Origin of the sequence: Euhalothece natronophila Z-M001, from assembly GCF_007904085.1 — a bacterium.
GTDB classification, from domain to species: Bacteria; Cyanobacteriota; Cyanobacteriia; order Cyanobacteriales; family Rubidibacteraceae; genus Halothece; species Halothece natronophila.
On sequence record NZ_CP042326.1, the window covers coordinates 2,349,732 to 2,367,309 of the forward strand.

Below are 17,578 nucleotides of genomic sequence, written 5' to 3' on the forward strand. Positions count from 1 at the left end.
AAATGTAACGAAATCTAACACTTTTAGTCAGCATTTATACTTATTGTTATGATTGATAAATAAGTGAGTTTGTATGGAAGGATAAGAGTCACCTTGATTGATTTATTTGAACTTTCTCGTCAATACTGTATTACCATCTGTAGTTTTTTAGTTCCGATTAATCTTTTATTAACCTGCTGTACCTTATTTTGTTTAGTGAGACAGTTTAATCACACTATCATTCGCTACAGTGCTAGTGTCGCCATGGTATTTGGGTTAGCAATGATTGCCCATGTGGGAAGTTGGCTAGCCGTGGGGGTCGTGATGGCTCCAACCTATATTTTATTAGTCTTAGGAGCCACTTGCTTAGGGATCAATTATTATGCCTCTTTTGCGCCTGATAAACTTCGGAACTTATTAGTGCTAGCCATATCTCACATAATTGGGGGGACAACTTCCTCTAATTTTCCTCGATAAGACTCATCCTCACGTCTTTCTCTCCCGAGTAGGGGAAAATTGAGGCGAAACTCAGAAAAAGGTGTATTGTCCTGTTGGGCTAGAAAACCATTTCCAATGTTGTTAGAAGAAGGCGGAGTTCTAACAACCACTTTCTCATAAGTCCAGTGCATTCCTTTCAGCCAAAGCTCTAAAAAAGGAGGTACTTCTTGAGTCACTCGAAATGAGAGATTAGGCGTAGAAAGAAATTGTGCATATTCAGGAGTCAAAAACGGCTCATATTTTTCTGCTTCGGAACTATTTTGTTTGATAAAAGCGAGAGTAGTTCCTCGAATCCAGTTGCGAACCGGTTCAGCAGATTTTCCAATTAACTCTGGGACTACCTGATTTTGGGCTATAGGGCTACTCTTATCACGGAGATCTGTAACAGTCATGTGGGTGGCTCCGATCGCGCTTAGGAGATATTTTTCCCCTGAGAGTTGAGCAAAGGGTTTAAGTTGATTATTTAAACTGGGGGTAATGGCATCCTTACTACTACTAAAAACCAGTGTCGGAACCTCAATTTGACCCAAGCCATCATCACCAAATAGCTTACTAACGAGAGGATTTAGTGCTACTACGCGTCGGATACGATTATCATGTAGATTCATGGTTCCATTAGGTAACTCCACCCCAGAACATTGCAACCAATCCGCAGGCGACCGTCCAAGAGGAGTAACATTGCGACAAAAACGTCGTACAGCCCTTAAATCTAGCTCTCCCCCCGCAACTGCTAAAGCAGTGTAACCTCCAAGAGAATGACCAATCATCGTTACCTCATCAGTATTAAATTGGTCTTCAAACATTCCTGGATGACGATTTAATCGTGCTAATTCATTCAGAAGAAAGCTAACATCTTGTGGACGCTCTAGTAATTCTTGTGGTGAGAGTAATTCTCCTAAATCAAAAGCTAAATCGCTTCTAGATAAGTAATTGATATTACTACCAGGGTGTTCTAGGGAAGCAACAGTATAGCCATGAGAGGCTAAATGTCGAGCCAAGTAAGTTAAAAAGCGACGATTGGCAGCATAACCATGAGACAAAACTACCAGTGGTCCTTCTGGTTTAGTTTCTGGAAGATATAAATCAGCAACGATCGCGCGATCGCGCGTTTTATCCCGAAAAATCAGACTTCTTTCATTAAAGTTGTGATCCCCCGAAGCCGCTGGATCGAACTCAGGACGGAAAGATTCTGTTGGATCCACTTTTAGTTCTTGAGCTAAAATGGGGCCTAAAATTTGGCTTTGTAAGTAAGAAAAATTAAGTTGTATTCCTAAACCAATCACGGCGGTTAAATCAATGGTTAAAGTTTCTTGAGGGTACGCTGACAAGAAGTTCAGTAAACTTAAGCCATTGCCTCGCTTTAAGGCCAAATATAATCCTAAAATTACCTCTTCAAAATCTGACTCAGGAAAAGCTGTCTGTAACTGATCTCGTAATGGTTGTATTTGCGGCGACTGTAACATTTCTATGGCAAAGCGATCCAACACCGCCTCATCAAATTCCAATGGGCGAGTTAGCATCTGTCGCACGTCTTGAGTCAAGACTGGTCTCAATAAGCGTAATGACTGGGGAACTTCTCCTGTTTCTCCATAATGTTCTAAATCTTCAACTTTAATTTGCTGTTCAAAAGGGCCTAAACGTAGGTTAATGTTTTCAGCAGCCTGTGCTTCACTCATCATCAGTAGAGAAGCTATGCCGATTACTGATGAAAAGAGCTTACCAAACAATGTTTTTTGGTGGTGGTTTGTCCGTTTCACTCCTCTTTCCTGAATATTAAGTTATACTAAGCCAATCAACTTATTCCTATCTTTATCTTAATGGCAAGGACAAGACCCCTGTTATTGCCTTAACTGGTTTCTGATTAAACTTGCACGATCAGAATCCCAAAAGGGGATCATTGTTCCCGATTAGATCTTTTTTGATACAATAACCTCCTTTAATGGGTAGTTCACAATTCTAGCTTTCGATATTTCCTCTGATTTTGCAGATCATCATTTATGGAAGAGAAAAAAAAATTACGACAAGAGTTAATTAATCAACGAGAAGCCTTGTCAAAACAGGAATGGCAAGAAAAAAGTCTCGCTTTGTGTGAGCATTTACAACAGTTTTTAGCCCATGCGACAGTTGTTTCTCCTCAGAGGATAATCCTTAGTTATTTTTATTTTCGGCAAGAACCAAATCTTGATCCGCTATTTGAGCTTAAGCAGTATAATTGGGGAGTGCCGCGTTGTGTTGGCGAAACATTAAACTGGCATTGTTATCAGCCTAGTGATCCGCTAGAGAAGGGAAAATTTGGTATTCGAGAACCTAAGCCTGAAGCCCCCCTTTGTCCAGTGGAAAAGGTTGATTTAATTTTAGTCCCCGCAGTGGGGTGTGATCATCGCGGATATCGTTTGGGCTATGGGGGAGGATTTTATGATCGCTTGTTTGAGCAATCCCCATGGCGAGATATTCCCAAAGTTGGGATTATTTTTGATTTTGCCTTTGTCCCAAAAGTTCCTGTTGAGGCGTGGGACATTCCTTTAGATGGAGTTTGTACGGACTGCGGATGGCGCATTTCTCTTTAGTACATAATGCTATAGCAGTCTCCGAATCAGTTGTGAGACAGCAATTCTGGTTTAAGGCAATAGGCAATAATAGGCAATTTGCCCCAAAAACTTCTCATTAATTATGGCTGATTGCTATAGATCATTCTCTTGTTACAAAAGGATTAACAATTTTTAATTGATCATTAATATTTTGCCCTGCTTGCAAATCTTCACTATAAAGGTAATCACATTTCATCTCTAAAGCACTAGCAATAATCAAGCTATCGAAGTAACTATACTGATATCTTTCAGCAATGGCTAAAGAATTTTGAATGGTAGTGGTAGAGACAATTGCTACTTCGAGCCTTTGGCTTAGTTCCTCAACCACTAGCTTAATTTGAGCATAATCTAACTTAAATTTACGTCGTAAAGTATTAATAGTTTCATTCAGAACTTGGGTACTAATCCAAGGCTTACCTACTTGAATACACTCAAAGGCACGTTTCTGTTTATCAGGTTCATCTCTCGAATAAACGTAAATAATGATATTTGTATCAAGAAATATATTAACGGGCATTAGCCTCTTCCCGATTAAAATTAAATCCCTTAGTTTTGAGAGAAGTGGCTTTAAAAGGTTTTGATTGAGAGGCTTTCATTGATGGTTCTAACTGTTTAGATTCATCTACGACTAAGACGCGGATTGTTTTTCCTTCCCATTGCTTTGCATATTCTGGCGGAAGAGTAACCTTTCCATTATGAAGAATTGTTTTAAATTCAATAGTTTCCATGATTGAGCTGAATATTAATAACTTTAAATAATTGAGTTGTGCTTATTCAATAATAATTAATCTTTAGAGAATAAGGCTAACATTAAACACACAACTTGGTTCACTTATTAGCGAGAAAACTAACAAGGGCTTCGAGTTTTTCCCAAGCTGCGCCACTGGCGAGAATGTCTTTAGCTTTTCGGATTCCTTGTTGATGATCATGAAGGGGAACGATTCCTGCTACTTGTAAGGCGAGAGAGGCATTAAGGGCGACTACTTCCTGTTGAGCAATACTACCCTTTCCTTGGAGAACTTTTTTAAGGATGGTGGTATTTTCTTCTAATTCTCCCCCTTTTAAGGCTTCGGTAGCCACAGAATGCAGTCCTAGTTGTTCGGGTTCAATGCTACTAACGGTGACTTCCCCTTGATCTAAAACGGCTAAATCAGTGGGAGCGGCTAATCCTGCTTCATCCAGCTTTTCTTGTCCATGAAGCACGATCGCGCGTTCCATTCCTAAGCGTTGTAAGGCTTGGGCAATAGTTTCAATTAAATTACTATCAAATACCCCGATCACTTGGGCAGTGGGGCGTAAAGGATTAACTAGGGGACCCAATAAATTAAAGACTGTTCGCACTTTTAAGGTTTTTCGGAGGGGAACAACACTTTTCATGGCAGGATGCCACCCAGGGGCAAATAAAAAGGTGATTCCCACTTCTGCTAGGGCGGCTTGAGTGCGTTCCATGGAACTATTGAGATTAACGCCTAGAGCTTCTAAAACGTCTGCTGAACCCACTTTACTGGAAGCGGAACGGTTACCATGTTTTGCCACTTTTACCCCTGCGGCGGCGACAACAAAGGCAACTGCGGTAGAAATATTAAAGGTGGATGCGCCATCTCCCCCAGTACCACAAGTATCAATAACAGTTTCATTATGAGTCAGAGGCGTTTTTTGCAGGGATTGCTCTTGTAAAACTTGTGCCATTCCTGCTAATTCGTCCGCAGAAACTCCTTTGGCTTCAATGGCTGCTAAAATTGCCCCTGATAAAACGGGTGGGATTTCTTCTTGTAACCACCCTGTCATCAGGCTTGCTGATTGTTGTTGAGAGAGTGATTGTTGATCGAGAAGTTGTTGTAATAAGCTTGACCAAGCAGGACTAGAAGTCATATTTTCTTAAATAATGAGTGAACGGTATAGCGTTTCTTAGTCTGTTAAGGTACACACTGAGTCGGTGGTCATTAGTCATCAGTCATTGGTTTACAAACAACAAAGGACTAAGGACTAACAACATTTTCTCTGTTGTTGGTTTGAGAAGTCGTAAAGAAATATTAAGATAAAAGGGAAGACAATATTTAAAGATAATAAAAATGCGACAAGTTTTAAAGGTTAGTATCGTTTTAGGCGCGATCGCGCTATTTTTCCTTTCTTCTCCTGTTTTAGCAGCCACCCCTAGAGCAGTTCGTTCCTTTAATGAAGCAGTGGAAGCTGAAACCAAAGATTTCTCAGAACAAGAACTCATTGAAGCCGAATTTTATGATGAAGAGTTAGAAGGCGCAGACTTCCATAATGCTAACTTACAGGGGGCGGTTTTTAATGGCGCAACCCTTCACAATGCTAACTGGCAGGGAGTTAACTTTAGTAATGGTATTGCCTATCTTACCGATTTTACAGGAACTGATCTCACCAATGCTGTTCTCACCGAAGCAATGATGTTGCGTTCTAAATTTGATAACGCCAAAATTGAAGGAGCAGATTTTACAGATGCGGTGGTTGATCGCCTGCAGATGACAAAACTCTGTGAACGGGCTTCTGGGGTAAATCCCACTACTGGGGTTTCTACCCGAGAGTCTTTGGGCTGTCGTTAATTCCAAAGAATGCGATAATCAGTAACGTGCCGTTGAAGTGGTAATGCAATGAATGTCTTAATTGTTGGCAGTGGGGGAAGAGAACACACCCTCGCTTGGAAACTACTACAATCTCCCAATGTGGAAAAAGTTTTCTGTCTTCCCGGCAATGGGGGAACCGCTTTACTCCCTAACTGTCAGAATTTAGCAGGCAGCGAAGAAGACTTTAATCGCATTGCTAATCAAGCTAAGAAAAAAAAGGTGGCTTTTGTGGTAGTTGGGCCAGAAGCCCCCTTAGCTAAGGGAATTACCGATGCACTAGCAGAATTTGATATTCCTGTGTTTGGGCCGACTCAAGCAGGGGCGCAAATTGAGGCAAGTAAATGGTGGGCAAAAGAGTTAATGCAGAATGTTGCAATTCCCACCGCTTTTGGGGAAACATTTACCAATGCTGAAAATGCAAAAAAGTATATCTCTCAACAAGGCGCACCGATTGTTGTGAAAGCAGACGGGTTAGCAGCAGGAAAAGGGGTAACTGTAGCAGAAACCGTGGAAGAGGCAATGGAAGCTGTGGATACTCTCTTTGCTAACGAGGTAACGCAAGTGGTGGTAGAAGAGTATTTAGCAGGGGAAGAGGTATCTGTTTTAGCGGTGACTGATGGGATTACTGTGCGCCCCTTACTACCAGCCCAAGATCATAAACGCATTGGCGAAGGGGATACTGGGCCTAATACTGGGGGAATGGGCGCTTATGCACCTGCCCCTGTTTTAACTTCAGGTTTACTAACAGAGATTACCAAGCAGGTTTTACAGCCAACAATTGATGCTCTCCGAGAACGTGGCATTATTTATCAAGGGGTGCTTTATGCAGGATTAATCCTAACTTCAGAAAAAAAAGTAAAGGTTTTAGAGTTTAACTGTCGTTTTGGTGATCCTGAAACGCAAGTTATTTTACCGCTGTTGGAAACGCCATTAGATGAGTTGATTTTAGCTTGCTTAGAACAGCGATTGAAAGACTTTCCCCCTTTACAGTGGTCGGGTAGAAGAGCATTATGTGTCGTTGCTTCTGCTGCTGGCTATCCTGGGAGTTATGAAAAGGGAGAAGCAATTACCGATCTTCCTGAATTAGACGATATTTTAGTTTTTCATGCTGGTACTTGTCTGACGGAAAAACAGCAGTTATTAACAAATGGCGGTCGTGTTTTGGCAGTAACTGGGTTAGGAGATACTTTAAGAGAGGCGGCGGACAGAGCCTACAGCGCGATCGCGCAGATTAATTTTTCTGGCTGTTACTATCGCACTGATATTGGTCATCAAGTCCTTTCCTCTCAAAAGAAATCAAGTTAAGCAGTTTTTGGAGAAGAGAGAGAGGGTTTAGTTGGCTCAGATGTTGTTGCTTGATTCGCCCATTGACGATAATCAGCAATGAGTTGATTCATGAGCTTTTGTTTAATCCGCATCAGAACACTTTTTAATAGTCCATTTCCTGTGGTTTCTAACATGGGACGAGGAGTAAGCCATAAAGGGGGCGGTAAATCAACATCCACCTTTAAGTCTGCTTTTCCTTCTAAATAAACTTGTCCATTTTTTTCCACAGGATATAGTTTCCCCTTGAGATTCATCCCAAAGCGATCATTAATATAATCGTTTCCTAAAATCTCGCAGCTTTCTGAGGTGAGAGTTACTGTACCATTACTATCAGCCACAACTTTTAAGACAACAGAAGGCTGAAAATGATACATATCCAGAAAGTTTAAGGGACGCATTTTCAGGTGAAAGCGATTCTCCGATAATTGCGTCATTAGTTTAGGATTCGCGATCGCGCTCACTAACCGTTGCGGTTGACGCAGATAATGTTGAATGGGTGTCTTTTCTTGAGGGACACTGAGATTAATAGACTCAGTGCTTGTAAATTGTACGGTTTCCATAAGAATATGAGACGATGCTCGCTTCAACTAGCTGTTATTTTGATCCTCTCATTGTTAGAGTAATCAAAGTGGCTACAGCCTTAAATGAGTTCAATAAACTTTACATTACTTAATACTAAGTATAAAGAGCCGAGAGACTGTATATCCTCTTCCGAAAGTGACAACTATAATTTTGTTATGACTCTCTCTATTGCCTATTTAGGTCCGGTGGGAACTTACACCGAAACGGCAACCTTAGCTTATACGCAATGGCTACAGGAAACCCAAGGCAAAGACTCCATATTATGCCCTTACCCGAGTATCGCCCAAACCTTACAAGCGGTTGCCACACAAGAGGCTGATTTTGCTGTTGTGCCAGTGGAAAATTCTACAGAAGGCAGTGTTACGATTACTCTTGATACTTTGTGGCAATTAGAAGGGCTACAAATTCAAAAAGCCCTTGTGCTTCCCATTCATCATTGTTTACTTGCTACTGTCTCTTCTCTAGAAGAAATTAAAACCGTTTACTCTCATCCTCAAGCCCTTGCTCAATGTCAAAAAACTTTAGAATCTCGTCTTCCAACAGTGCAGTTAGTTCCCACAGCTTCTACTGCGGAGGCTTTGCAATCATTAAAAACAGAAAAAAATAGTGGCGCGATCGCGTCTTCTCGGGCTTCCCAACTCTATAATCTACCGATCTTGATTTCCTATCTCAATGACTATCCTGATAACTGTACACGCTTCTGGGTAGTGGGATTAGAGACAACTACTGAGGGAAAATATCTCTCTTTAGGCTTTAGCACTCCTGCAAATGAACCGGGAGCCTTAGTACGTCCTCTTGCTGTTTTTGCCCAACGAGAAATCAATCTGACTCGCATTGAATCTCGCCCTACCAAACGCTCCTTAGGGGAATATCTCTTTTTTATTGATATCGAAGGCAGTCTCACTCAGTCTCCTGTGCAAGCTGCCTTAGAAGAGTTACCAAAATACACAGAGGTTTTAAAGATATTCGGCAATTACGATGTATTATCTATTCAAGCAACAGGCAATAATAAATAACTAATGACTAATGACTAATGACTAATGACTAATTTTTTTTAGATATTCTTGAGAGCCAATTTTTTCTAGTTGTGATTGCTTTTGTAAGACAGACTCTTCTAACTCCTGACGATAGGTTTCTAGTTTTTTCGCAATGTCAGAATCAAACGTGGATAAAATTTGTATAGCTAGTAATCCAGCATTTTTTGCGTTATTAATGGCAACGGTAGCCACTGGGATTCCTGCTGGCATTTGGACAATGGAGTAAAGAGAATCAACTCCTTGTAAATGACGAGTTTTAACGGGAACCCCAATCACAGGTAAAGTGGTTAAAGAAGCAACCATCCCAGGTAAATGCGCTGCTCCTCCAGCCCCAGCAATAATTACTTTTAATCCTCGTTCCCTTGCCGTTTTAGCATAGTTGACCATGCGCTCAGGGGTACGATGGGCTGAGACAATAGCAACTTCATAGGGGATAGAAAACTGATCGCACAGCGCGATCGCGCTTTCCATTGTTGGTAAATCAGAATCACTCCCCATAATAATCCCGACCAATGGCGTTTTGTCTGACATTGTGATTAGTTATTTGTCCTTAGTCATTGGTTCTGCAAGTTCGCTAATGAGACTAATAATTGATAGGTTAGGCTTCTATCAATTAGCAAACTTTTTCGCTGTATTGACAAATTCGTCGGGATCAACGGGTTTTACTAAATACGCATTAGCCCCCAGCATATCTCCCCACATTTTATCAACGTTGGTTTCTTTAGTAGAACAAATAATAATGGGAATATTTTTGGTTTCATCTTGAGATTTCAATTCTCGACATAATTCAAACCCACTTTGTCCAGGCAGAATAACATCTAAAATAATTAAGTCAGGCTTATTCGCTTTTACCTTAGTCTCTGCTTCTTCTACAGTAGAAACAGCAGTCACAGAAAATCCTGCTTTCTGTAGATGACTACTAAAAAAATTTTGATCGGTTTGACTATCTTCAACAATTAGTGCCGTTTTCATCACAAATAGACTTTAAAACTTACTTTAACAATTCTTAATTTTATCACTAACAGGCATCTGGTAGCGATCAGTAAATTTACCCTTGAATCATTGCCTTAATTCTATCGCAGTGACAGCGGAGAGAGATGCTTAAAATTTCCCCTCGTGTGAATTGTATCAAGACATCACCTTTAGTGTAAATTCCTCTCACATCAGAAAATTGTTAAAACTCCTTTCAGCTAATTATACCAGCATGAGTTTCTTGCGTTTGGAGATCATTAAAGTGCGGTGTTTTCAAGGTTAAGCATTAAAGAGCATGGTTAAGTTCTTCTGTAAATTCCCGAAAGCGTAATAAGTCCTGATGAGGATCGGCAACCACCACTTCCATTTCTAGGCGATCGCCGAGTTCTACTTGATTTTGGAAGCGATGAGGGAGTTCTAAGCCTAAATCTTCTAATAAAACAATCCCCAAATTATCTTCTTCTCGTAACCACCGTAAAACCAGTGCATTCCAGCGTTGATCGCTATTGCGACGTAAATACTCTAAGGCCCAATATCGTCTAGTTTGCCGTTCCACTAACGTGGCTTCATAAGCCCCAGATGCAGCACTATAAGCCATTTCCTGCATTTCCTCGGCAGAAAAAGGACAAGAATCTCCACGCAGAAAAGCCTTTAATTGAAAATGGGCTAACAAATCTACATACCGCCGAATCGGGGAGGTAACTTGAGCATAAACATCTAACCCTAACCCGGCATGAGAGCTAGGAGTGGTACTCATTTCACTACGAGGCATACAGCTACGAAGGGCACAACAGCGCACGGGACCCGCAGGGAGTTGTAATAATTCTTCTTCGGGGGGAAATTCGGGTTGGGGTTGAGAGCGAAACACTAAAGGAATCTCATTATCTACGGCAAACCGTCCGGCTGCTTCTCCAGTGAGAATCATCATTTCTGCCACCAGTTGATGGGAGGGAGAGTCTTCTAAGAGTTCGATCTCTACTTCTTCATTCTCATCCACTTTCACCATTGCCTCAGGTAAGCTAATGTTAATTGACCCTTGAGACTTGCGCCACTCTTTCCGTTTTTCCGCCCAATGAGCGAGTTGGGCAATTTCTGGCTCTGCTGTGACCCCTAGCTCTAGCATTTCGTCCACATCTTCATAGGTAAGGCGATAGGTGGGTTTAACCCAACTGGCAGCAATGGTATAGTCGGTTATTGATCCATCGTCTTCTAGAATCACCCCAAAACTTACTGCTGGCGAAACTTGTCCCTGTCTTAAACTCATGGGTCCAGTGGCAAGTTCTGCTGGAAACATGGGAATCATCCCTGTGGGAAGATACAAACTGGTGCATCGTCGTCGCGCTTCTTGATCTAGTTCGTCTTCAGGCTGTACTAAGCGTGTGGGATCAGCAATATGAATCCAAATCTGTTCGCGCCCATCGGGGAGGGTTTCAATGCTTAAGCCATCATCAATTTCTTTGGTGCTTTCGTCGTCAATGGTGTAAACTTTTTGGTGGGTTAAGTCAAGCCGATCGCGCTCTAGGTCATCGGGAGGGGAGTCTAAATACTGTTGCGCCACATCAAGTACCTTCTGAGGAAATTGGACAGGATAGGAGCTACGACGCAAGAAAAGATTTTCATGGCGACTCCATAAGCCGAGATCAACCAACAAGCTAAATGCTGCTTCAGGGGTTTTTTCCCGTCCCACTTCCCCTAAGGTATCTTGGGCGAGACGAACTTCCTGTTCAGGATTGAGAACATATCTTTCTAGGGCTTCAAAGCGAGCGCGATCGCTGTTTTCCCACTCTATTGCCTCTCCTGCTAATCGACGTTTAATGCGATCAATAAAAGCCGCTTTTTCTTGATTACGTTGCTTTTCAACTTCTTGCTGATGTTTAATTTCTGCAACTTGCGACGGCGATCGCGGTTCAAACTGATTTCCTTTCTGCTTAAAATAAATTTTATCCTCGGCTAATAGAGAATAAGCAGCATAACAGGCAACAGCACTTTGCTCTGAAAATAAAACTTCTGCCATGTCCTCTGGCGTGACTGGCTCGCCCTCTAACAGTTCCCAAGCCACTTCTAAACTTGAGGGATCAAGATAGGGATCAACCTCTTGGAGAAAGAGGGGAATATCTTGAGGGCGTTTGGGGTCGCCTCCCACTTCATACTCCACCTGTCGCGGGTGCAGGGTGTGAGAATGACCCCATTGATCTCGCACGATCCAGTTCTTTTTCCCTTCTGGTCGCTCTGGCACCCCAAGACGACGTTCTCCTTGGACTTTAAATTCGATTAGCTTTCCCTTTTCCACCAGCTTTACGCTTGTAGCTTGTTTGACGACTTGTTCTCTAGTTTAACCTCCAGTGGCAACAAGTCAGCGAGCTTTTAATTTTCCGCATCCACATAAGGAATCAGCGCTAATTGTCTAGCATGATTAATCGCTCTTGTCAAGTCCCGTTGTTGTCGAGCGGTTAAGCCGGTGATTCGGCGGGGAAGAATTTTGCCGCGTTCAGTGATAAATTTACGAAGCAATTCCACATCTTTGTAATCAATGGGATCGCCTGGTTTAATTGGGGATAAGCGTTTGCGATAATAAGCCATTTTTACCTCCTCTATTTAGTTTCCTTGTGCATAGTGTGCCGATTACAATTGGGGCAATATTTTTTAAATTCAATCCGCCCAGAATGGTTGCGACGGTTTTTCTCTGTGGTGTAGCGAGAGACACCATTTTTACGCTTGTCGGGATTCGTCCGACACTCCGTACATTCTAAGGTAATAATAATCCGAGTTCCCTTTTTACTTGCCATGATTTGGGGTTATGAGATTTCGCTAAGTTTCTTTAATAATGATGACACAGCCTACTATTGTCTCATACGATCGCTGATTTCATCAACCCAACGACGAATCCGAATATCAAGGGAGTAACCACGGCGACTAGGAACAATGACGGTATCAACAAAGCGCTCATGAAATCCCTGCTGATGCTCTTCATCACCAATGGCAATTATTAAATTAGCAAATAAAGGTGCGTTCAAGATCATAGCAGTGAGAACATTGGGTAAGCCATATTGTAAGCCAATCATCCCTAACAACGCAGTTGCACCAAGGACTAATTCTCGTTTTGTTAAATCCTCTATATTAGGGAGTTTTGCCCGCCTCCCATTAATGATTTCCACATCAAATGCCCAACGCCCTAAACTTTGCCCTTTGTAGCGAGAAACAGCATACACTCTTAATCCCCACCAACCGACAATAAAGGCAATAAACTGAAAAATAGGAATACCCACTAATGCACTGACCAACCAAACGGCAAAAAAATCTAATAAAAACGCATAGACTCGACGTTGAATCGGAACGCGAGGATAACGATAGGGATAAGATTCTTTAGGCATGATTGTTGTCGTTTCTGACATTATTAATAGGAGATTCCTTAGTCTTTATCAATATAAGAATTTTCTTCTTCCTCTTGGGAGGGGTTACTCATTCCCTCACGAAAGCCTTGCAACGTTTTTCCGAGAGAACTCCCCATTTCTGGCAACTTTTTGGGACCAAAAATTAAAATAGCAACTCCGATGATGACGCTTACTTCTAGCCAGCCTAAACCCAACATATGATTTCTACCTTAAATGTTTTTTACAGATATCTTCACCGCGACCCATCTTCAGTATATCGTGAGAAAAGTGTCATTATTGTAAAACCTATGTTGGATACTTCATCGTCATTACGTTCCCAGCAACATCCCTTAATTCAATCTCTGGCGAATACGTTAGAGAACACTTGGCAAACACAACTAGAGTTATCGCCCTATGAGTTACCTGAGGATTTAGGCTATATTGAAGGGCGATTAGAAGGGGATAAACTCACCATCGAAAATGCTTGCTATCAGACGAAAACGTTTCGGAAAATCCATCTAGAGTTAGCCCAAGTGGGGAAAAATTTAGATATTCTCCATTGTGTTATGTTTCCGCGACCTGAGTATAATCTTCCGATCTTTGGGTGTGATATTGTCGGGGGACGAGGGCAAATTAGTGCAGCGATCGCGGATTTATCGCCAATTAGTGCTGATGGTCGCTTACCTGCTGCTTATGAGGAGAATCTTTCTCAACTCCCTGCGCCTCAATTTTCCCAACCTCGGGAATTACCACCATGGGGAAGTATTTTTTCTCAATTTTGTCTCTTTGTTCGTCCTGAAAATGAACAAGAAGAACAGCAATTTTTACAGCGAGTCCAAGACTTTCTAACCCTTCACTGTCAGCAGGGAACTATCGCAGAAACCGTTTCTAGTGAACAAGCCCATGCTAATTTAGCCGCCCAACAAAACTATTGCCAACAACAGCAGAAAAACGATAAAACCCGTCGCGTTTTAGAAAAAGCCTTTGGGGAAGAGTGGGCGGAACGCTATATGACTACGGTTTTATTTGATCTGCCAGCTTAGAGAAAATCATTCTCAACTGTTAGCAGTGAACCCTAATTATGCAACAATGGTAAAGCCGTATGCGTTATGGGTTAATTGAGTTAGCCCTTATGAATAAATTTCTGTAAGAGTCGTTCAATAAGTTAAGAAAGATATATGAAACCTGGCGATCGCGTTCGCGTTACTCAATCCGTTATAGTCTATCACTATCCCAAACATAAAAAAGAACCCTATGATATTAAGGGGATGGAAGGGACAATCCAAGAAATTGTCACGGAATGGCAAGGAAGACCGATTAGTGCGAATCTCCCCGTAAAGGTGAAGTTTGAAAAGAAATTTACTGCCCACTTACGAGAGGATGAAGTGGAAGTCATCGAAGAAGCAGATTAGTCATTAGTCATTGGTCATTAGTCATTGGTCATTGGCTTACAAAGGACGAAGGACAAACAACGAAGGACAAACATGGTGGCTCAAGTTCACAAAGTGCTAATCTACCCTATTAAAGCCCTTGATGGGGTAGAGCGCGATCGCGCTTCGGTTGTTTCTCCTGGCGCTCTTGAGTTTGACCGTAGATGGGCAATTCTGGATGAAAATGGAAACTATGTCAATGGGAAGCGCAACCCGAAAGTCCATCAACTCCGTAGTCAATTTGACCTGACTCAGCCTAGTGTCTCCCTGCAAAAACAAGGGGAAACTACCACCGCTACTTTTAATTTAAGCACCGAAGTTGAGCAACTGAATCAATGGCTTAGTGAGTATTTTCAACAGCCTGTTTTCCTGCGAGAGAATCCAGCAGGAGGATTTCCTGATGATACCGAGGCGTATGGACCGACAATTATTAGTACCGCGACTCTAGAAACCGTTGCTAGTTGGTTTTCAGAGTTAAGTTTAGAAAATGCGCGATCGCGCTTTCGGGCTAATATTGAACTCAGTGGCGTTCCCCCATTTTGGGAAGATCAACTTTTTAGTACCGCCGACACTGTCGTTAACTTTCAAGTGGGTGCAGTAGAATTTGAAGGGATCAACCCTTGTCAACGTTGTATTGTTCCCACCCGTGATCCCCAAACAGGAGAAACTTATCCCCAATTCCAAAAAGTATTTACCCAGCAACGCCAAGCCACCCTTCCCCATTGGAGTAACCCAACTCGTTTCAATCATTATTATCGTCTCAGCATCAATACACGGATTCTTCACAATCAGATCGGTAAACTAATAGCGGTCAGTGATAAATTGACCATAAACTGTTAAGTTTCCTGAAAACAGCCCTGTCATTGTACATTATTCTTGTACACCCTTGATTTTTTAAAATGCGCGTTCTCAAAAACGTTCCCTTTTATCGTTGGTATGCCTTTATTCTTCCCAGTTTAGATGCTGTAACCTTTTTAGGGTGGGGCATTTTACTATTAGGCTATTGGCTCAGTGGTGAAATCAGATTACTGATTCATCCTAATTACGTTTGGTTAGTGATTTTAACTGGTTTTATTTTATTATTTGCAGGGATTGCGAAAAGTATAGAACTGTATAAAGAACGCAACAATATTTATTTTAATAATCGTAAAAAAGTTGTTCAGCATATTACCCTTTTACCCTCAGGATGGAGTACAGGTTTTCTTTTAATTACGTTAATTTTAGCCACATTTATTCCACCAAAAGTGTTAGATAGTGACGTTGCGTTACAAAGAGGAATCCGAGAAACCCTACCTTTAACCCAGACTCAACCTGAACCCTTTCGAGTGAATGTGCAACCTGAAGATCGTTCTTTAATTGATTGGGTAAAAACCCTAAATTCTTATCCAGAACCAGAGGCATACAGGGGAGATGCTGTCGATGTTAAGGGATTTGTTATTAAAATGAATGAACTCGATGATAATTATTTCTTATTAGCTAAATTCATTATTACTTGTTGCGCTCTTGATGCTTATCCCATTGCAATTCCTGTTAAAATTGATGGCAACAACGAAGCATACAAAGAAGATAGCTGGCTGGAAATTCAAGGAGAAATGACAACTGAAATGCTGCCATTAGAAGGAATGCAATATAAAGAGGGAACTCTTAATCGCCAACTCGTCATTAAAGCAGAAAGTATTACTGAAATTCCGACACCTGATAATCCCTATGGCTACTAAGTCTCATTTCAGCCCAATTGATCGGGTTGCCGTTATTGTCATTATTCTATTAGGCATTTTTGTAACCTTTTTAGTCACTGCCGATAATGTTTGTGGAACCGATTGTTGGTTTAAAGTCAGCCCCAGTGTGCAACAATTTAACTGGGAAGAACGGGAAATTAATGCCAACGATCGCGCTTTTATTCTCACCTTTAGTCGTCCCATGGATCGGGCAAGTGTGGAAGAAAATTTAGAAATTGAGCCAGACTTATCAGGAAAAATTAGTTGGTCAGGGCGACGTATGGCTTATACGTTAGATGAACCTGCCCCCTATGGGCGAGAGTATCAAATTAAAATTGAGGGCGCAAAAGAACGGTTAGGGAGTGAAATTCGTCCCTTTGATGAAATTGTCAGAACGCGCGATCGCGCCTTTGCTTATTTAGGGGTAGAAGGAGACGAAAAAGGACGCTTAATTGTCTATAATTTAACCCAACAAGAAAAAAGCATTCTCACCCCACCCGATTTAGTGGTTCATGAATTTGAAAGTTACCCAGAGCGCGATCGCATCCTTTTCACAGCCACTGATCAAGAAACTTGGGAAGAAGGAAAAATTGACCAACAACTTTATACCGTCACCACAGGACTAAATCAAAATCAGTCAGATAAAGAAGTTAAACGCATTTTAGATAACCAAGACTACCGACTTCTAGACTTTGATCTCTCACCGAATGGCGAAAAAATCGTAGTCAGACGAGCCGAAAAAGAAAACCTCGGAGATGTCAGTTTATGGCTACTTGAAAATAATCAAGCTCCCAAAATGCTAGAAGAAACCACAGGTGGTCAATTCATGATTCCCCCTGATAGCGAAACCCTAGCCATCGCTCAAGATCAAGGTGTGGGACTAATTCCTTTAACAGACGACACAGAACCCTCTAACTTTCTTCCCCGATATGGTCAAGTAATCAGCTTTTCCCCTGATGGTAAAGCCGCTGCCATGGTCAACTTTAATACTCAAGACGCTGAAAAACAGTACATCCGTTCTCTCTACTTTGTTAATAATCGCGGCGTGGAAAAAAATCTCCTCGATACCGATGGCTCAATCCTTAGCTGTGAATTTAGTCCTAGAGGAACTCATTTATATTGCTTATTAACCGAACTGATGGAAGGAGAAGACTATCAAGAACAACCCTATCTAGTTAGTATCGACCTTGAAACTGAAGATGTTACCCCAATGATGACCCTTCCTGAATATCAAGATATTGAAATGAGTCTTTCTCCCGATGGGTTAGCTCTCCTCTTTGATCAAATTATCACTGTGAATAATCCAGAAAATCGTTCTTCAACCCTACGTAGTGACTCTGGAGAAACCATTATTGGTAGCAGTTTATGGTTATTAATTCCAGGCTCGCCACTCACTGCAAGTTCTCATGATCACTCTCAACTAGAAGAATTGCCCATTGCTGGATTAGGGCCAAAATGGTTGCCGTGACAACAGACGAACTGTCAT

General features: G+C 41.6%; 22 protein-coding genes. 10 read left to right on the top strand and 12 right to left on the bottom strand.

From position 1 onward, the window contains the following. Window positions 1–93: 93 nt before the first annotated feature. A complete protein-coding gene (locus tag FRE64_RS11450; RefSeq protein WP_146296331.1) occupies window positions 94–456 on the top strand; it encodes a hypothetical protein in 363 nt (120 codons plus the stop codon). Here FRE64_RS11450 and FRE64_RS11455 read toward each other — a convergent pair. Continuing rightward, on the bottom strand, window positions 414–2,234 hold the full coding sequence (locus tag FRE64_RS11455) for an alpha/beta hydrolase (RefSeq protein WP_246140298.1): 1,821 nt from the start codon (window positions 2,232–2,234) through the stop codon (window positions 414–416). The genes FRE64_RS11450 and FRE64_RS11455 overlap by 43 nt on opposite strands. 240 nt (window positions 2,235–2,474) lie before the next feature. On the opposite strand from FRE64_RS11455, the gene FRE64_RS11460 reads away from it, so the two are divergent. Further along, window positions 2,475–3,044 (top strand): 5-formyltetrahydrofolate cyclo-ligase, encoded by a 570-nt coding sequence (locus FRE64_RS11460; RefSeq protein WP_146296333.1) that lies wholly within the window; start codon window positions 2,475–2,477, stop codon window positions 3,042–3,044. Between the two features lie 121 nt (window positions 3,045–3,165). On the opposite strand, the gene FRE64_RS11465 is transcribed toward FRE64_RS11460, so the two are convergent. From FRE64_RS11465 to trpD, 3 genes are all read right to left on the bottom strand, one after another. After that, complete coding sequence (locus FRE64_RS11465) at window positions 3,166–3,582, bottom strand: PIN domain-containing protein (RefSeq protein ID WP_146296335.1); 417 nt, start codon at window positions 3,580–3,582, stop codon at window positions 3,166–3,168. After that, entirely contained in the window at window positions 3,572–3,793 is a 222-nt protein-coding gene (locus FRE64_RS11470; RefSeq protein WP_146296337.1) for a hypothetical protein, read from the bottom strand. The genes FRE64_RS11465 and FRE64_RS11470 overlap by 11 nt, the downstream gene beginning before the upstream one ends. Before the next feature lie 100 nt (window positions 3,794–3,893). Continuing rightward, window positions 3,894–4,937 carry an anthranilate phosphoribosyltransferase gene (trpD, locus tag FRE64_RS11475; protein ID WP_146296339.1) on the bottom strand — a complete coding sequence of 348 codons (1,044 nt, stop codon included), beginning with the start codon at window positions 4,935–4,937 and terminating at the stop codon, window positions 3,894–3,896. Between the two features lie 200 nt (window positions 4,938–5,137). On the opposite strand from trpD, the gene FRE64_RS11480 reads away from it, so the two are divergent. Together FRE64_RS11480 and purD are read left to right on the top strand one after the other, a co-directional pair. Beyond that, window positions 5,138–5,635 (top strand): pentapeptide repeat-containing protein, encoded by a 498-nt coding sequence (locus FRE64_RS11480; RefSeq protein ID WP_146296341.1) that lies wholly within the window; start codon window positions 5,138–5,140, stop codon window positions 5,633–5,635. A gap of 48 nt (window positions 5,636–5,683) precedes the next feature. Next, on the top strand, window positions 5,684–6,961 hold the full coding sequence (gene purD, locus FRE64_RS11485; protein WP_146296344.1) for a phosphoribosylamine--glycine ligase: 1,278 nt from the start codon (window positions 5,684–5,686) through the stop codon (window positions 6,959–6,961). On the opposite strand, the gene FRE64_RS11490 is transcribed toward purD, so the two are convergent. Beyond that, window positions 6,958–7,542 carry a DUF1997 domain-containing protein gene (locus FRE64_RS11490; RefSeq protein WP_146296345.1) on the bottom strand — a complete coding sequence of 195 codons (585 nt, stop codon included), beginning with the start codon at window positions 7,540–7,542 and terminating at the stop codon, window positions 6,958–6,960. The two genes, purD and FRE64_RS11490, sit on opposite strands and share 4 nt — an antisense overlap. A gap of 177 nt (window positions 7,543–7,719) precedes the next feature. On the opposite strand from FRE64_RS11490, the gene pheA reads away from it, so the two are divergent. Next, window positions 7,720–8,580 carry a prephenate dehydratase gene (gene pheA, locus FRE64_RS11495; protein ID WP_146296347.1) on the top strand — a complete coding sequence of 287 codons (861 nt, stop codon included), beginning with the start codon at window positions 7,720–7,722 and terminating at the stop codon, window positions 8,578–8,580. Between the two features lie 21 nt (window positions 8,581–8,601). Here pheA and purE read toward each other — a convergent pair whose 3' ends face one another. From purE to tatA, 7 genes are all read right to left on the bottom strand, one after another. After that, entirely contained in the window at window positions 8,602–9,132 is a 531-nt protein-coding gene (purE, locus tag FRE64_RS11500) for a 5-(carboxyamino)imidazole ribonucleotide mutase (RefSeq protein WP_146296349.1), read from the bottom strand. Window positions 9,133–9,210: 78 nt separating this feature from the next. Beyond that, window positions 9,211–9,573, bottom strand: coding sequence for a response regulator transcription factor (locus FRE64_RS11505; protein ID WP_146296351.1), 363 nt, complete (start codon window positions 9,571–9,573; stop codon window positions 9,211–9,213). A 286-nt stretch (window positions 9,574–9,859) separates the two neighbouring features. Further along, on the bottom strand, window positions 9,860–11,863 hold the full coding sequence (locus FRE64_RS11510; RefSeq protein WP_146296353.1) for a ribonuclease catalytic domain-containing protein: 2,004 nt from the start codon (window positions 11,861–11,863) through the stop codon (window positions 9,860–9,862). A 74-nt stretch (window positions 11,864–11,937) separates the two neighbouring features. Then, on the bottom strand, window positions 11,938–12,153 hold the full coding sequence (rpsR, locus tag FRE64_RS11515) for a 30S ribosomal protein S18 (protein ID WP_146296355.1): 216 nt from the start codon (window positions 12,151–12,153) through the stop codon (window positions 11,938–11,940). Window positions 12,154–12,164: 11 nt separating this feature from the next. Further along, on the bottom strand, window positions 12,165–12,359 hold the full coding sequence (gene rpmG / locus FRE64_RS11520) for a 50S ribosomal protein L33 (RefSeq protein ID WP_146296357.1): 195 nt from the start codon (window positions 12,357–12,359) through the stop codon (window positions 12,165–12,167). Between the two features lie 54 nt (window positions 12,360–12,413). After that, window positions 12,414–12,965, bottom strand: coding sequence for an RDD family protein (locus FRE64_RS11525; RefSeq protein ID WP_146296359.1), 552 nt, complete (start codon window positions 12,963–12,965; stop codon window positions 12,414–12,416). 17 nt (window positions 12,966–12,982) lie between these two features. Then, window positions 12,983–13,162 (bottom strand): twin-arginine translocase TatA/TatE family subunit, encoded by a 180-nt coding sequence (gene tatA / locus FRE64_RS11530; RefSeq protein WP_146296361.1) that lies wholly within the window; start codon window positions 13,160–13,162, stop codon window positions 12,983–12,985. Between the two features lie 90 nt (window positions 13,163–13,252). On the opposite strand from tatA, the gene FRE64_RS11535 reads away from it, so the two are divergent. The 5 genes from FRE64_RS11535 (at window position 13,253) to FRE64_RS11555 (ending at window position 17,560) form a co-directional block, all read left to right on the top strand. Then, a complete protein-coding gene (locus FRE64_RS11535; RefSeq protein ID WP_146296363.1) occupies window positions 13,253–13,987 on the top strand; it encodes a phycocyanobilin:ferredoxin oxidoreductase in 735 nt (244 codons plus the stop codon). 135 nt (window positions 13,988–14,122) lie between these two features. Then, window positions 14,123–14,356, top strand: a complete 234-nt coding sequence (locus FRE64_RS11540) for a ferredoxin-thioredoxin reductase variable chain (protein ID WP_146296365.1) — start codon at window positions 14,123–14,125, stop codon at window positions 14,354–14,356. 72 nt (window positions 14,357–14,428) lie between these two features. Further along, window positions 14,429–15,214, top strand: a complete 786-nt coding sequence (locus FRE64_RS11545) for an MOSC domain-containing protein (RefSeq protein ID WP_146296367.1) — start codon at window positions 14,429–14,431, stop codon at window positions 15,212–15,214. Window positions 15,215–15,273: 59 nt separating this feature from the next. Then, window positions 15,274–16,092, top strand: a complete 819-nt coding sequence (locus tag FRE64_RS11550; RefSeq protein WP_146296369.1) for a TIGR03943 family putative permease subunit — start codon at window positions 15,274–15,276, stop codon at window positions 16,090–16,092. Then, window positions 16,082–17,560: a WD40 repeat domain-containing protein gene (locus FRE64_RS11555; protein ID WP_146296371.1), complete on the top strand. Its 1,479-nt coding sequence runs from the start codon at window positions 16,082–16,084 to the stop codon at window positions 17,558–17,560. Before FRE64_RS11550 ends, FRE64_RS11555 begins: the two co-directional genes overlap by 11 nt. The last annotated feature ends 18 nt before the right edge of the window (window positions 17,561–17,578 follow it).

Excerpts from the sequence above, each read along its gene's own strand:
- FRE64_RS11555 (WP_146296371.1), top strand. The coding sequence starts at position 16,082 with ATGGCTACTAAGTCTCATTTCAGCCCAATTGATCGGGTTGCCGTTATT.
- FRE64_RS11470 (WP_146296337.1), bottom strand. The coding sequence starts at position 3,793 with ATGGAAACTATTGAATTTAAAACAATTCTTCATAATGGAAAGGTTACT.
- FRE64_RS11480 (WP_146296341.1), top strand. The coding sequence starts at position 5,138 with ATGCGACAAGTTTTAAAGGTTAGTATCGTTTTAGGCGCGATCGCGCTA.
- tatA (WP_146296361.1), bottom strand. The coding sequence starts at position 13,162 with ATGTTGGGTTTAGGCTGGCTAGAAGTAAGCGTCATCATCGGAGTTGCT.
- FRE64_RS11540 (WP_146296365.1), top strand. The coding sequence starts at position 14,123 with ATGAAACCTGGCGATCGCGTTCGCGTTACTCAATCCGTTATAGTCTAT.
- FRE64_RS11545 (WP_146296367.1), top strand. The coding sequence starts at position 14,429 with ATGGTGGCTCAAGTTCACAAAGTGCTAATCTACCCTATTAAAGCCCTT.
- trpD (WP_146296339.1), bottom strand. The coding sequence starts at position 4,937 with ATGACTTCTAGTCCTGCTTGGTCAAGCTTATTACAACAACTTCTCGAT.
- rpmG (WP_146296357.1), bottom strand. The coding sequence starts at position 12,359 with ATGGCAAGTAAAAAGGGAACTCGGATTATTATTACCTTAGAATGTACG.
- purD (WP_146296344.1), top strand. The coding sequence starts at position 5,684 with ATGAATGTCTTAATTGTTGGCAGTGGGGGAAGAGAACACACCCTCGCT.
- FRE64_RS11550 (WP_146296369.1), top strand. The coding sequence starts at position 15,274 with ATGCGCGTTCTCAAAAACGTTCCCTTTTATCGTTGGTATGCCTTTATT.
- FRE64_RS11465 (WP_146296335.1), bottom strand. The coding sequence starts at position 3,582 with ATGCCCGTTAATATATTTCTTGATACAAATATCATTATTTACGTTTAT.
- pheA (WP_146296347.1), top strand. The coding sequence starts at position 7,720 with ATGACTCTCTCTATTGCCTATTTAGGTCCGGTGGGAACTTACACCGAA.
- FRE64_RS11535 (WP_146296363.1), top strand. The coding sequence starts at position 13,253 with ATGTTGGATACTTCATCGTCATTACGTTCCCAGCAACATCCCTTAATT.
- purE (WP_146296349.1), bottom strand. The coding sequence starts at position 9,132 with ATGTCAGACAAAACGCCATTGGTCGGGATTATTATGGGGAGTGATTCT.
- FRE64_RS11525 (WP_146296359.1), bottom strand. The coding sequence starts at position 12,965 with ATGTCAGAAACGACAACAATCATGCCTAAAGAATCTTATCCCTATCGT.
- FRE64_RS11505 (WP_146296351.1), bottom strand. The coding sequence starts at position 9,573 with ATGAAAACGGCACTAATTGTTGAAGATAGTCAAACCGATCAAAATTTT.
- rpsR (WP_146296355.1), bottom strand. The coding sequence starts at position 12,153 with ATGGCTTATTATCGCAAACGCTTATCCCCAATTAAACCAGGCGATCCC.
- FRE64_RS11490 (WP_146296345.1), bottom strand. The coding sequence starts at position 7,542 with ATGGAAACCGTACAATTTACAAGCACTGAGTCTATTAATCTCAGTGTC.
- FRE64_RS11460 (WP_146296333.1), top strand. The coding sequence starts at position 2,475 with ATGGAAGAGAAAAAAAAATTACGACAAGAGTTAATTAATCAACGAGAA.